The following is a 14,127-nucleotide window of genomic DNA, read 5'->3' on the forward strand; positions in this document are numbered from 1 at the left end:
AAATCCGCACTGGCCGTAATCTAGGCTCCCTTGCCACCTGTGCGGATTGTTCATGTCTCCTGTTGCCGATGGGCTGCCCCTCGATAAACGCTTACCGGCCGTGATTGCCCTGTCCTTGGGGATCGGCATGGCGACGCTGGACACTGCTATCGTCAATACCGCCTTGCCGACGCTGGCAGAGGGCATCGGTACTGACTCGGCTTCGGTGATCTGGGTGGTCAACGCCTACCAGCTGGCGATAATCGCAACAGTGCTGCCGTTTGCATCGCTGAGCGATGTGCTGGGGCATCGCCGCGTGTACCTCGGCGGGTTGCTGCTGTTCATTGTCTCGTCTTTATTGTGCGGGCTCGCCGATTCGCTGTTGACCCTCACCGCCGCGCGGGTGGCGCAGGGCCTGGGGGCGGCCGCGCTGATGAGCGTCAACACCGCCTTGCTGCGGCATATCTACCCGGCGAAAATGCTCGGGCGTGGGCTGGGCTATAACTCGCTGGTGGTGGGGCTGGCGTTCACCCTGGGGCCCACTGCCGCATCGGCGATTCTCTCAGTGGCCAGTTGGCATTGGCTGTACCTGATCAATGTGCCACTCGGGCTGCTGGCCTTGAGCCTGGGCCTGCGCTCGTTACCGACGCTGCCGATCACCGGGCACGCTTTTGATCGGTTGGCGGCGCTGTTATGTGCCGGGTTGTTCGCCTTGCTGGTCCTGGGCTTGGGCGCCGCCGTGCATGGCGCACAGGGCGCACTGACCCTGGGACTGATCGCGCTGGCGCTGGTGTTCGGCGCTTTACTGCTGCGCCGCGAGGCCGGGCATCCGGCGCCAATGCTGGCGGTGGACTTGTTCAAGCGCCCGGTATTTGCGTTGTCTTCGCTGACGGCGATCTGTGCCTTCAGTGCCCAGGGCCTGGCATTTGTCGCATTGCCGTTCCTGTTGCAGTCGGCGCTGGGCCACACCCAGGTGGAGACCGGCTTTCTGATGACGCCGTGGCCGGCCGTGGTGGCGGTCATGGCCCTGGTGGCGGGACGCCTGGCTGACCGCGTGTCACTGGGCCTGCTGTGCGGCATTGGCTTGTTGATGCTCAGTGTCGGCATGGCAGCGCTGGCGACCTTGAGCACTGATGCCTCGGCATTCGATATCGGCTGGCGCATGGCCTTGTGTGGCGCCGGCTTCGGCTTTTTCCAGTCGCCCAATCTCAAGGCGCTGATGACCAGCGCACCTTTGGCGCGCAGCGGCGGGGCCAGTGGCATCGTGGCGATCTCGCGGCTGCTGGGCCAGACACTGGGCGCCTCGTTGGTCGCCTTGTGTTTTCATCTGTTCGTGGACAGTGGCCCAGCCTGCGCATTGTGGCTGGGTTGTGGGTTCGCGCTGATCGGCGCTGTCGCCAGTGGCCTGCGTTTATTGCCCCATAAACGAACGGCTTAGCGCGTGTGGCTGGCGCACATGCAGTGCTCAGCGGTTTTTAAGGCTCTCCAGCCAAGCCGGATCGAGACGGGTTTGTTCGGTATCGATCCCCAACGCGTGCATCCTGGCCTTGTGTGCCTGGACCTCACCCACCAGTTGCGCCTGGGCGCTGGAGTTGGCATCCAGGGCATGCATCTGCGTCAGCGCCAAGTGGTAGAAACGCAACACTTTGATAGCGTTCGGGTCATCGGCCTGTACCCGTTCGCTGACCTTGTGCATCACATTGGTCACGCTCATCAGGCTGCGCTTGAGCTGCCAGCCGTATACCGCCGGTGCCAGCCAAGCCTGGCCCCAGAAGGGGCCGCGCACCAGAGCGAGGGTGATCAACACCCCGGCAAACACCCCGCCGACATTGAAGCGCACGTTATCACCCCCCGGTTCACCGAACAGCATCACCGCCAGGCTCGACAACAACATGGCCAGGGCGAGGAATACCACGGCGACGATCAGCGTGCTGCGGCGGGTTTGTTTTCGATAAAGGACGGGGTCACAGGGTTTGAGTTCGAACATTCGGGTCAGGTCTCCAGCACGGGCGTGCATCTTCTCATGCTTGAAGCAATCAAGTTGAACGATGCCCAGCGGTGTTTCCTCTAAACCCTTGAAGTCACCATGAGGTAAGCCATCATGTCCGAACACAAGCAACCGCCGCCTGGCACGCCCAATCCTGATCGCACGCCCGGTGAAGAGGAGCGCGATAACGATGCACTGCGCCCCAACGACCCGGCCGAGCGCCAGGACAACGACGACGTGGAGCAGGTCGAACACGACCTGGAAAACCTCCACGACAAAGCCCGCCCGCTGTAAGCAAGGAGGTCTGTATGAGCAATCCCCCGAATGGCCCGCGCTCCGACGAACACGCCACTGGCAAAGATGAGCTGGGATTCGATCCCGATTCGCCGGAGGCGTCTGACCCGCAGGTCGATCCCATCGGCCCCGCCATTGCGCCGCTGGATAAGCAAAAGCAACCGGAAAAAAAGCCGCCCTACGATCCGTTGGGCGACTTGAAGAAGTAAACCAAGCCCCGCACTGTGCGGGGCTTTGTTTATTTTGGAGGGTTCCAGCTCACATCGGTGATGCCGTATTTTTCCGCCCAGGGCCGGGTGGTTTTTTTCACCTGTTCGTGCCCCACGCGGCCGATGCGGCTGACGTGCGCAATATCGGCATCGACGGCCGCCCAATGCCAGGCTTCGGTGCTGTTCATCACCTCGGCGCGCACTACAAAAGACTTGGGTTTACCGTGCAGCTGGTAGTTGATGGTGTAGATTTTTGCGGTACTCATGTTGCCTCCCTGTCTTGTTATAGATGGATAGGCAGCCACGCGTAAAGGTTCATTCAAAATGACAATTCGCACGGACGCGCGGCATAGTGACGCATTCAGTCCGCGCCCAGGGAACGCATCATGACGGTGCTCATCCATTCGGCTGCCGGATCATGCGCAATTGCGCAGGGTGCATGAGGGGGTGCTCAGGGCCGATTGCGAAAAGTCTTGAGTTAGAGCCTTCGCTGAACCGTTTTTTCTCCATTTTGGTGCAAATTCGTTCGAACTTTTTGCTGACGCCAATGTTCGAACCGATTCCTGAATACTTTGCCCACTCAAAAATGGAGATGTAAACGATGTCCAAACTATTCGGAAAATTCCTCAAGAACGCCTCGTGGCTGGCCCTGGTGGCGTCGCCAACCGCGGTGTTCGCTGCACCGTCGACCGACCCGATTTCCACTTTCGGGATCCTCGGCAGCTATAACGACTTCAAACTCGAAGGCGGTAGCGAGAGCGACAAGGACCACATGCCCGAGGCGGGCCTGTTCTACAACTTCGGTAATAAGCTTACCGCCGAATCCGGCTTCATCTACCAGGCCGGTATCGAAGCCAAGTACGGCGAAAAGAGCGATAACAAGCTCAAGGAAGGCCAGGCCGACCTCGATCTCGGCTGGCGCGCCGCGCTGGATGCGCGCAACTTCGTCGACGTGATCGTCGGCGGTGGCTACACCTGGACGCGTTATGAGCCGGACACCAACGGCTACGACCTGAAGCTCACCAACAAGTCACCGTTCGCCAAGGCTGCCCTGGGCTACAACCATCAGTTCGATGACATGACCCTGCGCGTTGAAGCCGGCGCCCGTCATACCATCGATGGCCGCGCCAAACTCAAGGTGGACGGCGTCGGCAGCGACAGTGTGGACCTCAAGGACCGCACCAACCCTTATGCCGAAGTCAGCCTGCTGATGAACCAGAAGGGCAACTTGCCGGTGATGGCGGGCTTGTACTACACCCGTACCGAATACAAGCTCGATGACGACTCCTATGTAGCCGACAACACCAAGCTCAAGCGTGATGAGTATGGTTTCAAGGTTGGTATCGCGTTCTGACGCCGTTGCACTGTAAAAAACGCCCCGAACATTCGGGGCGTTTTTTTTGGGGCTTTTGCAGCTCAGCCCAGAGCGGCAAGTTGCGCCACGGTCTCGGGAAAACGCGCTACCAGCCGTATCAGCCCGTTCAGGCGCCTTCGCGGGCAAGCCCGCTCGCACATTTGGAATGCATACCCCTGTGGGAGTGGGCTTGCCCGCGAAGACGATAGTGGTTGCACTGCATCTCTATTGTTTCCCTCTGAGACGCAAAAACGGCGCCCAAAGGCGCCGTTCTTTTTACTGCATCAACCTAAGCGATCAAACCCCCAGCACCGCATGCTGCACCAGGGTGAGCAACGGTTGCGGGTACACGCCCAGGAAGAACGCGAGCAGGGCGATGGCCAGCAGCATCACGCCACCGGCTTTCTGTTCCCAATGCAGCTCGGCATCCACACGGCGCAGGTTCGGCTCGATCAGGTACAGGGTGACCATCACGCGCAGGTAATAGAACACGCCGATGGCGCTGCCCAGTACCAGGGACGCCACCAACCACCACTCGTGGGCCTCGACGCCGGTGGCGACGATGTAGAACTTGCCGATAAAGCCGGCAGTCAGCGGGATACCCGCCAGGGACAGCATCATCACGGTCAGCACGGCGGTCAGGTACGGACGGCGCCAGAACAGGCCGCGGTATTCGTACAGGGCGTCGGCATCACGGCCCTTGTACGGCGAGGACATCAGCGTGATCACACCGAATGCGCCGAGGCTGGTGATCACGTAGGTGACCAGGTACACGCCGATGGCTTCCACGGCCAGGCCTTTGCTCGCCACCAGGGCGATCAGCAGGTAGCCGAAGTGGGCGATAGACGAATAACCCAGCAGACGCTTGAGATTGTTCTGGGTCAGCGCCAGCAGGTTGCCGAACAGGATCGACGCAATGGCGATCACGGTCAGCACGTTGCTCAGCACACCGGTGTTGGCGGCAGGCGAGATCTGGAACAGACGCACCATCACCGCAAACACGGCAACCTTGGACGCCGTGGCCAGGAACGCAGCCACTGGCGCCGGGGCGCCTTCGTACACGTCCGGGGTCCACAGGTGGAAGGGTACCAGCGACAGCTTGAACGCCAGGCCGATCAGCATCATCGCCAGGCCCAACTGGGCGATTGGCGCAGGGCTGTTGGTGGCGGCCAGGGCGTGGCCGATACCGGTGAAGCTCAGGCTGCCGGCTTCGGCGTAGAGCAGGGCCATACCGAACAACAGGAACGCGGAACCGGCGGCCGACAGCACCATGTACTTGATGCCGGCTTCCAGGGAGCGCTTGTTGAAGAAGGCATACGCCACCAGGCCGTAGGTCGGGATCGACAGCAGTTCCAGGCCGATGAACAGGCCGGCCAGGTGCTGTGCGCTGACCAGCACGATACCGCCGGCCGCAGCCAGGAGGATCAGCAGGTACAGCTCTTCCTTGTTGCCCGGGTAGCCAGTGCCGCCTTCGCCCAGGTAAGCGTGGGCGAGGGTGACGCAGGCCAGGGTCGCCACCAGGATCAGTGCGATGTACAGCAGGGCGAAGTCATCGACCATCATCAACGGCGTAACCGCCAGTGGCGCGACCTTGAGGGCCGGGATGATCGACAGCAGGGCCAGGTTCAAACCGGCACAGGACAGCAGGAACGTTTGCGAATGATTGCGGCGCCAGGCGATCGCCAGCATCACCACCACAATGGTGAGGCTGGTAATCAGCAGCGGCGCAAGCGCGATAAAGTGTTGGATCGTGAATTCCATAGCGCTCTTACCGGGCCGAAGCGAGTTGAGAGAAGGCGGTGCCGAACCACTGCTGCACGCCATGCATCGTCGCGGCAGAAGTGTCCAGGAACGGTTGCGGGTACACGCCGATGTAGATCAGCAGTACCGCAAGGCCGAGCACCATGATCAGTTCGCGCGCATCCATCCCTTGCAGGACAGTGTCGGACTTGGCCGGGCCGAAGTAGGCGCGGTGGATCATGATCAGCGAGTAAACCGAACCAAACACCAGGCCGGAGGTAGCAATCGCACTGATCCACGGCGTCTGCACGAAGGCACCCATCAGGATCAGGAACTCGCCGATGAAGTTACCGGTACCCGGCAAGCCCAGCGACGCGGCGGCGAAGAACAGGCTGATTGCCGGCAGGTAAGCGATGCGCGACCACACGCCACCCATTTCACGCATGTCACGGGTGTGCAGGCGCTCGTACAGCTGACCACTCAGGATAAAGAGTGCAGCGGCCGAAACACCGTGGGCCAACATCTGGATCACTGCGCCTTGCAGCGCCAGTTGGCTGCCGGAGTAGATGCCGATCAGTACGAAACCCATGTGGGAAACGGACGAGAAGGCGATCAGACGCTTGATGTCGGTCTGTGCGAAGGCCAGGAACGCACCGTAGAAAATCCCGATCAGACCCAGGGTCATGGCGATCGGCGCGAACTCGGCCGACGCATTCGGGAACAGCGGCAAGGCGAAACGCAGCAGGCCGTAGGCAGCGGTCTTCAGCAGGATACCGGCCAAGTCGACAGAACCGGCCGTCGGCGCCTGGGCGTGGGCGTCAGGCAACCAGGAGTGGAACGGCACCACCGGCAGCTTCACCGCGAACGCGATGAAGAAGCCCAGCATCAGCACGTACTCGGTGGTCAGCGACATCTTGGTTTTCAACAGGTCGGCGTAGTTGAACGTAATCACGCCCGTGCTGTTGAAGTTGACCAGTACCAGACCCAGGATCGCCACCAACATGATCAGGCCGGAAGCCTGGGTGAAGATGAAGAACTTGGTCGCCGCGTAGATCCGGGTTTTCTTGCCGTCCGAAGAACTGTGACCCCAGAGCGCGATGAGGAAGTACATCGGCACCAGCATCATTTCCCAGAAGAAGAAGAACATGAACAGGTCCAGCGCCAGGAACACGCCGACAACGCCGCCCAGGATCCACATCAGGTTCAGGTGGAAGAAGCCCACGTGACGCTGGATCTCTTTCCACGAGCAGAGTACCGAAAGGATACCCAGCAGGCCGGTCAGCAGGATCATCAACAGCGACAGGCCGTCGAGGGCCAGGTGCACGTTGATGCCGAAGCGCTGGATCCACACGTGCTTGAATTCAAGCGCGAAGGTTGGATCGGCACCCGGTGCCGGAGCAAATGAATAGTCGCCATGGGCCCACAGCCAGAGGCCGAGTGCGAGTTCAAGGGACATGGTCAGCAACGCAATCCAGCGGGGGAGGGTGGCGCCGAAGCGTTCACCCATCCAGCAGAGCAGGCCGCCGATAAAGGGGATCAGGATTAGCCAGGGCAGAATCATGACAGGCTCGTTTCCTTTCGCAAGTTCGCAAAGATCGCAATGTTCATAGTCAAACCGCTACCACAACGATGGCGCCGATCACCAGCACGGCACCTGCCGCCATGGAAGCTGCATACCAACGCAATTGGCCCGTCTCGCTGCGACTCAGGGCGGTGTGACCGGCCTTGGCGGCACGCGGGATCAAACCGATGGTCTGGTCGAGCGGGTCTTTACGCAGTACATGGCTGATGGCGAGGTAAGGCTTGACGAACAGTTTGTCGTAGAGCCAATCGAAGCCCCAGGCAGCAAACCACCAGGCCGACAGGAAACGACCAATGCCACTGTTGGCAACGGCCGTCACGAAGCGACGCTTGCCGAGGAACAGCAGGGCCGCCAGCAGGATACCAGCGATGGCGATGGCGCCCGAGGCGATTTCCAGGCTGTGCTTGTCCGCGCCGCCGGCATGGCCGACGCTTTCCGGCAGTACACCGGCCAGTGGCGGAGTGATCAGCGCGCCGATGAAGGTCGACAGGATGATCAGCACCGACAATGGCAACCAATGCGAGATGCCGTGGCCTGCGTGTGCTTCGGTCTTGGCTTCACCGTGGAAGGTGATGAAGATCAGGCGGAAGGTGTACAGCGAGGTCATGAACGCGCCCACCAGGCCTGCGTACAGCAGGTTTTGGTTGCCGCTGGCAAAGGCTTCCCAGAGGATTTCGTCTTTCGAGTAGAAACCGGCGGTTACCAATGGCAGGGCTGCGAGCGCGGCACCACCGACGATGAAGCTGGCGTAGGCCAGTGGCAGCTTCTTCCACAGGCCACCCATCTTGAAGATGTTCTGCTCGTGGTGGCAGGCGACGATCACCGCACCGGAAGCAAGGAACAGCAGGGCCTTGAAGAAGGCGTGGGTCATCAGGTGGAAGATCGCTGCGTCCCAGGCGCCGACGCCCAGGGCCAGGAACATGTAGCCGATCTGGCTCATGGTCGAGTAGGCGAGGATACGCTTGATATCGGTCTGTACCAGTGCGGCGAAGCCGGCCAGCACCAGGGTCACGCCACCGACGATGCCTACAAGATGCAGGATATCCGGCGCCAGCGTGAACAGACCGTGGGTTCGGGCAATCAGGTAGACACCGGCAGTCACCATGGTCGCGGCGTGGATCAGTGCCGACACCGGGGTAGGACCGGCCATCGCATCCGCCAGCCAGGTCTGCAGCGGCAGTTGCGCGGATTTACCGACAGCGCCGCCCAGCAGCATCAGGGTCGCCAGGGTGATCCAGAAGTCGCCGACCTGGAATTTTTGCGGTGCCAGCACCAGCAGTTCCTGGATATTCAGCGTGCCTACCTGTTGGAACAGGATGAACAGGCCAATGGCCATGAACACGTCGCCGATACGGGTGACGATAAACGCCTTGAGCGCGGCGTTACCGTTGTTGCGGTTGCTGTAGTAGAAACCGATCAACAGGTACGAGCACAGGCCCACGCCTTCCCAGCCGAAGTACAGGAACAACAGGTTATCGCCGAGCACCAGGAACAGCATGCTGGCGATAAACAGGTTGGTGTACGAGAAGAAGCGCGAGTAGCCCGCTTCACCGCGCATGTACCAGGACGCGAACAGGTGGATCAGGAAACCCACACCCACCACCACGCCGAGCATGGTGATCGACAGGCCGTCGACATAGAGGGCGAAGTTGGGCTTGAAGCCCTCCACCGACATCCACTGCCACAGCACCAGCGTGTAATGACCGCCTTCCGGGGGCGCGACGTTGAATTGCCAGATGACGTAGGCGGCCACGATGGCCGACAGGCCAATCGAGCCCACGCCGATCAGGGCCGAGAGGTTCTCCGACCAGCGTCCGCGAGAGAACGACAGCAGCAGGAAACCGATCAGGGGAAATACGAAAGTCAGAAAGATCATGTTCATCCGCGCATCTCACTGGCAGCGTCGATATCAAGCGTGTGGAAGCGACGATACAGTTGCAGCAGGATCGCCAGGCCAATGCTGGCCTCGGCGGCTGCCAGGCTGATCACCAGGATGAACATGACTTGTCCATCCGGCTGGCCCCAACGTGCACCCGCCACGATAAACGCCAGTGCCGCAGCGTTCATCATGATTTCCAGGCTCATCAACACGAACAGAATGTTACGGCGAACCATCAGGCCGACCAGGCCAAGGCAGAACAGGATGCCGGCGACCGCCAGACCATGCTCCAAAGGGATAGCAGGCATCGTCATTGCTCCTTGGCTTCGTTGCGGCCCAAGTGGAAGGCGGTGATGGCTGCGGCGAGCAGCAGCATCGAAGCCAGTTCGACCACCAGCAGGTACGGGCCGAACAGGCTGACGCCGACGGCTTTCGCGTCCACGGTGGTGTGGCCGATGGCCTGGCCGCTCTGGTGAGCGAACAGCACATACAGTAGTTCACCCAGCAGCAAGGCTGCGAGGACAACCGGGCCGAGCCAGATGCCGGGCTTGAGCCAGACGCGTTCCTGGGCGACCGAGGCCGGCCCCAGGTTGAGCATCATCACCACAAACACGAACAGCACCATGATGGCGCCGGCGTAGGCGATCACTTCCAGTACACCGGCGAACGGTGCGCCGAGGGCAAAGAACGTCATGGCCACGGCGATCAGCGAAATGATCAGGTAGAGCAGGGCGTGCACGGGGTTGGTGTTGGTGATCACGCGAAGCGTGGACACCACTGCAATACCCGATGCGAAATAGAAAGCGAATTCCATCTTTCTTCCTTAAGGCAGCAAGCTCTTCACGTTGATCGGCTCGGCTTCGTTTTGTGCGGCGCCTTTGGGCTTACCGGCAACGGCCATACCTGCAACACGATAGAAGTTGTAATCAGGGTTTTTACCGGGACCAGAGATCAGCAGATCTTCTTTCTCGTACACCAGGTCCTGACGTTTGAACTCGGCCATCTCGAAATCCGGCGTGAGCTGGATCGCGGTGGTCGGGCAAGCTTCCTCGCAGAGGCCGCAGAAAATGCAGCGCGAGAAGTTGATGCGGAAGAAGTCCGGGTACCAGCGACCGTCTTCGGTTTCAGCTTTCTGCAGGGAGATGCAACCCACCGGGCACGCCACGGCGCACAGGTTGCAGGCTACGCAACGCTCTTCGCCATCGGGGTCGCGGGTCAGTACGATGCGGCCGCGATAGCGCGGCGGCAGGTACACCGCCTCTTCCGGGTATTGCAGGGTGTCGCGTTTGCGAAAGCCGTGACCGAACACCATCACCAGGCTTCGCAACTGGGTACCGGTACCCTTAACGATGTCGCCAATATATTTGAACATGGGTCAAATCCTCACTGAACCGCGGCAGCCGGCGTGTTCAACAACACGACGGCAGCCGTCACCAGCAAATTGATCAGGGTCAGCGGCAGGCAGAATCTCCAGCTGAAATCCATCACCTGGTCATAGCGCGGGCGCGGAATCGAGGCGCGCAGCAGGATGAACAGCATGATGAAGAACGCGGTCTTCAGGAAGAACCAGAAGAAGGCCAACTGCGGCAGGATGCCGAACGGGCCATGCCAGCCGCCGAAGAACAGCGTGACCAGCAGGGCCGAGATCAAGATGATGCCGATGTACTCACCGACGAAGAACATGCCCCACTTCATGCCGGCATATTCAATGTGGTAACCGTCGGCCAGTTCCTGTTCCGCTTCCGGCTGGTCGAAGGGGTGACGGTGCGTCACGGCCACGCCCGCGATGAAGAAGGTACAGAAGCCAAAGAACTGCGGAATGATGAACCACAGGTTCTGTGCCTGGTACTCGACGATATCGCGCATGTTGAACGAGCCAACCTGCACCACGATGCCCATCAGTGCCAAGCCCATGAACACTTCATAGGACACGGTTTGCGCCGAGGCCCGCAAGCTGCCCAGCAGGGCAAACTTGTTGTTGCTCGACCAACCGGCGAACAGCACCGCATACACCGACAGGCCGGCCATGGCAAAGAAGAACAGCAAGCCGATGTTCAAGTCCGCCACGCCCCAGGTCGGGGTGATCGGGATGATCGCGAAAGCGATCAGCAAGGCGCTCATGGCCACGACCGGCGCCAGGGTGAAGATCACCTTGTCGGCAAACGGCGGAGTCCAGTCTTCCTTGAAGAACATTTTCAGCATGTCGGCCGCGATCTGGAACATGCCGAACGGACCGACGCGGTTCGGACCGTAGCGGTCCTGCCACCAGCCCAGCAGGCGACGTTCGACGAAGCTGAGCAGGGCGCCCGCCACGACCACGGCCAACAGGATCACGATGGCCTTGACCACCGAGATGATCACGTCGATCACTTCAGGAGTGAACCAAGTCATTGCGCTGCCTCCTGCAGACCGTCAACAGTGTGGCCAAAGATCGCGGGAGGAATACCGGCGAGGCCTTTTGGCAGTGCAACCAGGCCGGCGCCCAGCTCATCGTTGATGCGCAGCGGCAGACGCAAGGTCTGGCCGGCTACGCTCAGGCTGAGCAGGGCACCGTCGTTGACGCCCAGGCGGTCGGCTTCGGACTTGGCCAGCGACACATAGGCGGCCGGAATGCGTTCTTGAACCGGCGCGGCCTTGGAAGAGGTCTCTTCGCTGCCGAACAGGTGGAAGAACGGCACGACCTGCCAGGTGCCCGGCGCCGGGTTGAACGGACGCGGTACCGCAGCAAACCAGTTCAGCGAGTCACCGGTGCTTTCGATCAGGCGGGTGCCCGGGTCGCCAGCGCGGATGTGACCCCCGACTTCGTCCTGGAACTTGTTCCAGGCCTGCGGCGAGTTCCAGCCCGGCGACCAGGCGAACGGCACCTGCTGACGCGGTTCGGCCGAACCCGAGTAACCTTCCATGGAGAAGGCGAACGCGGTGTCGATGTCTTGCGGGGTACGCGGCTCATGCACGCTGATGTCGGCGCGCATGGCGGTACGACCGGAATAACGCAACGGTTCACGCGCCAGTTTCAGACCCTTGATGCGGAACGCGGCGGACGGTGCAGCATCGACGATGCGTGCCAGTTGCGGCGCGCTCGCGGCGGTAGCAGCGGTGACGTGGTCGAGCTGGGTCCAGTCGATCGGCTGGTTCAGCAGGGTGGCGCGCAGAGCGTGCAGCCAGCGCCAGCCTTCATGCACCAGGATGCTGGCGTCCATGTACTTCGGATCGAACACCTGGAAGAAACGCTGGGCGCGGCCTTCCTGGCTGACCAGCGTGCCGTCGCCTTCGGCGAAGCTGGCAGCCGGCAATACCAGGTGCGCACGCTCGCTGGTGGCGGTCTTCTGGTGGTCGGCAACGATCAGCACCTTGGCGGCGTTGAGCGCAGCGTCAACCTTGGCCGCAGCGGTGCGGGTGTACAGGTCGTTTTCCAGCACGACGATGGCGTCGGCATTGCCGTCGATCACCGCTTGCAGCGCGGCATCCACGGACTCGCCGCCGAGCATGGCCAGGCCGAGGCTGTTGGCTTCCGGCACGACCAGGCTGATGGAGCCGTTCTTGTCGCGCAGCTTCAGGGCCTTGGCGATGTTGGCGGCGGCTTCGATCAGCGCCTTGGAGCCCAGGGAGGTCCCGGCAATGATCAATGGACGCTTGGCCGCCAGCAGGGCGTCGGCGATGCGTTGGGCCAGTTCCACGGCTTCAGTGTCCAGGCCTTCGACGGCCGGTGCGCTGGCGTCGAGGGCGTGGGCCACGGCGAAGCCGAGGCGGGCCAGGTCGTCCGGTGCGGCGTGGACGCATTCTTCGGCGATGTCGTCGAGCTTGGTTTCAGCCAGGGACGCGATAAACAGCGGGTTCAGCGCGTGCTGGCCGATGTTTTTCACCGCAGCGTCAAGCCACGGCTGTACGCGCATGGCGTCGGCCATTTCTTCGGCCTTGCCTTTGACCGATTGGCGCAGCGACAACGCGATACGTGCGGCGGTCTGGGTCAGGTCTTCACCGAGCACGAAGATCGCATCGTGATCTTCGATGTCGCGCATGTTCGGCACTGGCAGCGGGCTGTCGTTGAGCACTTGCAGGACCAGGCGGATACGCTCCAGCTCGCCGGCTTCGATGCCGCTGTAAAAGTGCTCGGCGCCGACCAGTTCGCGCAACGCGAAGTTGCTTTCGAGGCTGGCCCGGGGCGAACCGATACCGACGATATTACGGCCGCGCAACAGGTCGGCGGCTTTATCCAGCGCCGCGTCCAGGCTCAATTTGGCGCCATCGGCCAGCAGTGGCTGGCGTGGGCGGTCTTCGCGGTTGACGTAGCCATAGCCGAAACGGCCGCGGTCGCACAGGAAGTACTGGTTGACCGAACCGTTGAAGCGGTTTTCGATACGGCGCAGTTCACCGTAGCGCTCGCCCGGGGAGATGTTGCAACCGCTGGAGCAGCCATGGCAGATGCTCGGGGCGAATTGCATGTCCCACTTGCGGTTGTAGCGCTCGGAGTGAGTCTTGTCGGTGAACACACCGGTCGGGCAGACCTCGGTGAGGTTGCCGGAGAATTCGCTCTCGAGCACGCCGTCTTCAACGCGACCGAAGTACACGTTGTCGTGGGCGCCAAATACGCCGAGGTCGGTGCCGCCGGCATAGTCTTTATAGAAGCGCACGCAGCGGTAGCAGGCGATGCAGCGGTTCATCTCGTGGGAAATGAACGGGCCGAGGTCCTGGTTCTGGTGGGTACGCTTGGTGAAGCGATAACGGCGCTCGTTGTGGCCGGTCATCACCGTCATGTCTTGCAGGTGGCAGTGACCGCCTTCCTCACAGACCGGGCAGTCGTGGGGGTGGTTGGTCATCAGCCATTCGACCACGCTGGCGCGGAACGCCTTGGATTCTTCATCGTCGATGGAGATCCAGGTGTTGTCGGTGGCTGGGGTCATGCACGACATGACGATACGACCACGGGTGTCGTTCTCGTCGGTGTATTGCTTGACCGCACACTGGCGACAGGCACCGACGCTACCAAGCGCGGGGTGCCAGCAGAAATACGGGATGTCGAGGCCGAGTGACAGACATGCCTGTAACAGGTTGTCCGCCCCATCGACTTCGAGCGCTTTGCCGTCTACGTGGATAGTGGCCATG

At 61.3% G+C, this 14,127-nt stretch carries 14 protein-coding genes; 4 read left to right on the forward strand and 10 right to left on the reverse strand.

Translation table 11 applies throughout. The features are described from left to right. Positions 1-52 precede the first annotated feature (52 nt). Positions 53-1,417 carry an MFS transporter gene (locus CIB54_RS14225; protein ID WP_101220115.1) on the forward strand — a complete coding sequence of 455 codons (1,365 nt, stop codon included), beginning with the start codon at positions 53-55 and terminating at the stop codon, positions 1,415-1,417. A gap of 27 nt (positions 1,418-1,444) precedes the next feature. Here the strand turns inward: CIB54_RS14225 and CIB54_RS14230 are convergent, their stop codons facing one another. Then, positions 1,445-1,966, reverse strand: coding sequence for a DUF3087 family protein (locus CIB54_RS14230; protein ID WP_101220116.1), 522 nt, complete (start codon positions 1,964-1,966; stop codon positions 1,445-1,447). A gap of 114 nt (positions 1,967-2,080) precedes the next feature. Here CIB54_RS14230 and CIB54_RS14235 point away from each other — a divergent pair, with 114 nt between their 5' ends. Further along, positions 2,081-2,260 (forward strand): hypothetical protein, encoded by a 180-nt coding sequence (locus CIB54_RS14235; RefSeq protein ID WP_065953128.1) that lies wholly within the window; start codon positions 2,081-2,083, stop codon positions 2,258-2,260. A 14-nt stretch (positions 2,261-2,274) separates the two neighbouring features. Next, positions 2,275-2,469, forward strand: coding sequence for a DUF6021 family protein (locus CIB54_RS14240; RefSeq protein WP_101220117.1), 195 nt, complete (start codon positions 2,275-2,277; stop codon positions 2,467-2,469). Positions 2,470-2,498: 29 nt separating this feature from the next. Here CIB54_RS14240 and CIB54_RS14245 read toward each other — a convergent pair whose 3' ends face one another. Further along, entirely contained in the window at positions 2,499-2,735 is a 237-nt protein-coding gene (locus CIB54_RS14245; RefSeq protein WP_065884944.1) for a DUF6555 family protein, read from the reverse strand. A gap of 335 nt (positions 2,736-3,070) precedes the next feature. On the opposite strand from CIB54_RS14245, the gene CIB54_RS14250 reads away from it, so the two are divergent. Further along, on the forward strand, positions 3,071-3,823 hold the full coding sequence (locus CIB54_RS14250; protein ID WP_101220118.1) for an outer membrane beta-barrel protein: 753 nt from the start codon (positions 3,071-3,073) through the stop codon (positions 3,821-3,823). 297 nt (positions 3,824-4,120) lie between these two features. Here CIB54_RS14250 and nuoN read toward each other — a convergent pair whose 3' ends face one another. Genes nuoN through nuoG form a run of 8 tightly spaced genes read right to left on the reverse strand, consistent with a single transcriptional unit; the run spans position 4,121 to position 14,126 of the window. Beyond that, positions 4,121-5,584 carry an NADH-quinone oxidoreductase subunit NuoN gene (gene nuoN / locus CIB54_RS14255; protein WP_003192122.1) on the reverse strand — a complete coding sequence of 488 codons (1,464 nt, stop codon included), beginning with the start codon at positions 5,582-5,584 and terminating at the stop codon, positions 4,121-4,123. 7 nt (positions 5,585-5,591) lie between these two features. Beyond that, positions 5,592-7,124 (reverse strand): NADH-quinone oxidoreductase subunit M, encoded by a 1,533-nt coding sequence (gene nuoM, locus CIB54_RS14260; RefSeq protein WP_101220119.1) that lies wholly within the window; start codon positions 7,122-7,124, stop codon positions 5,592-5,594. A gap of 49 nt (positions 7,125-7,173) precedes the next feature. Next, positions 7,174-9,027, reverse strand: coding sequence for an NADH-quinone oxidoreductase subunit L (nuoL, locus tag CIB54_RS14265; RefSeq protein ID WP_101220120.1), 1,854 nt, complete (start codon positions 9,025-9,027; stop codon positions 7,174-7,176). Beyond that, on the reverse strand, positions 9,024-9,332 hold the full coding sequence (gene nuoK, locus CIB54_RS14270; RefSeq protein ID WP_003174727.1) for an NADH-quinone oxidoreductase subunit NuoK: 309 nt from the start codon (positions 9,330-9,332) through the stop codon (positions 9,024-9,026). Before nuoK ends, nuoL begins: the two co-directional genes overlap by 4 nt. Positions 9,333-9,334: 2 nt before the next feature. Beyond that, positions 9,335-9,838 carry an NADH-quinone oxidoreductase subunit J gene (nuoJ, locus tag CIB54_RS14275; RefSeq protein WP_065884950.1) on the reverse strand — a complete coding sequence of 168 codons (504 nt, stop codon included), beginning with the start codon at positions 9,836-9,838 and terminating at the stop codon, positions 9,335-9,337. A 9-nt stretch (positions 9,839-9,847) separates the two neighbouring features. Beyond that, a complete protein-coding gene (gene nuoI, locus CIB54_RS14280; protein ID WP_003174725.1) occupies positions 9,848-10,396 on the reverse strand; it encodes an NADH-quinone oxidoreductase subunit NuoI in 549 nt (182 codons plus the stop codon). Between the two features lie 11 nt (positions 10,397-10,407). Further along, positions 10,408-11,415 (reverse strand): NADH-quinone oxidoreductase subunit NuoH, encoded by a 1,008-nt coding sequence (gene nuoH / locus CIB54_RS14285; protein WP_003174724.1) that lies wholly within the window; start codon positions 11,413-11,415, stop codon positions 10,408-10,410. After that, positions 11,412-14,126, reverse strand: coding sequence for an NADH-quinone oxidoreductase subunit NuoG (nuoG, locus tag CIB54_RS14290; protein ID WP_065953134.1), 2,715 nt, complete (start codon positions 14,124-14,126; stop codon positions 11,412-11,414). The genes nuoH and nuoG overlap by 4 nt, the downstream gene beginning before the upstream one ends. Position 14,127 lies beyond the last annotated feature (1 nt).

The sequence above is a fragment of the Pseudomonas fluorescens genome (genome assembly GCF_002837185.1).
Taxonomy (GTDB): Bacteria; Pseudomonadota; Gammaproteobacteria; order Pseudomonadales; family Pseudomonadaceae; genus Aquipseudomonas; species Aquipseudomonas fluorescens_AM.

Coding starts and splice junctions, on each gene's coding strand:
- CIB54_RS14225 (WP_101220115.1), top strand. CDS start 53: ATGTCTCCTGTTGCCGATGGGCTGCCCCTCGATAAACGCTTACCGGCC.
- nuoN (WP_003192122.1), bottom strand. CDS start 5,584: ATGGAATTCACGATCCAACACTTTATCGCGCTTGCGCCGCTGCTGATT.
- nuoJ (WP_065884950.1), bottom strand. CDS start 9,838: ATGGAATTCGCTTTCTATTTCGCATCGGGTATTGCAGTGGTGTCCACG.
- nuoM (WP_101220119.1), bottom strand. CDS start 7,124: ATGATTCTGCCCTGGCTAATCCTGATCCCCTTTATCGGCGGCCTGCTC.
- nuoI (WP_003174725.1), bottom strand. CDS start 10,396: ATGTTCAAATATATTGGCGACATCGTTAAGGGTACCGGTACCCAGTTG.
- CIB54_RS14240 (WP_101220117.1), top strand. CDS start 2,275: ATGAGCAATCCCCCGAATGGCCCGCGCTCCGACGAACACGCCACTGGC.
- nuoH (WP_003174724.1), bottom strand. CDS start 11,415: ATGACTTGGTTCACTCCTGAAGTGATCGACGTGATCATCTCGGTGGTC.
- CIB54_RS14250 (WP_101220118.1), top strand. CDS start 3,071: ATGTCCAAACTATTCGGAAAATTCCTCAAGAACGCCTCGTGGCTGGCC.
- CIB54_RS14245 (WP_065884944.1), bottom strand. CDS start 2,735: ATGAGTACCGCAAAAATCTACACCATCAACTACCAGCTGCACGGTAAA.
- CIB54_RS14230 (WP_101220116.1), bottom strand. CDS start 1,966: ATGTTCGAACTCAAACCCTGTGACCCCGTCCTTTATCGAAAACAAACC.
- nuoG (WP_065953134.1), bottom strand. CDS start 14,126: ATGGCCACTATCCACGTAGACGGCAAAGCGCTCGAAGTCGATGGGGCG.
- nuoL (WP_101220120.1), bottom strand. CDS start 9,027: ATGAACATGATCTTTCTGACTTTCGTATTTCCCCTGATCGGTTTCCTG.
- CIB54_RS14235 (WP_065953128.1), top strand. CDS start 2,081: ATGTCCGAACACAAGCAACCGCCGCCTGGCACGCCCAATCCTGATCGC.
- nuoK (WP_003174727.1), bottom strand. CDS start 9,332: ATGCCTGCTATCCCTTTGGAGCATGGTCTGGCGGTCGCCGGCATCCTG.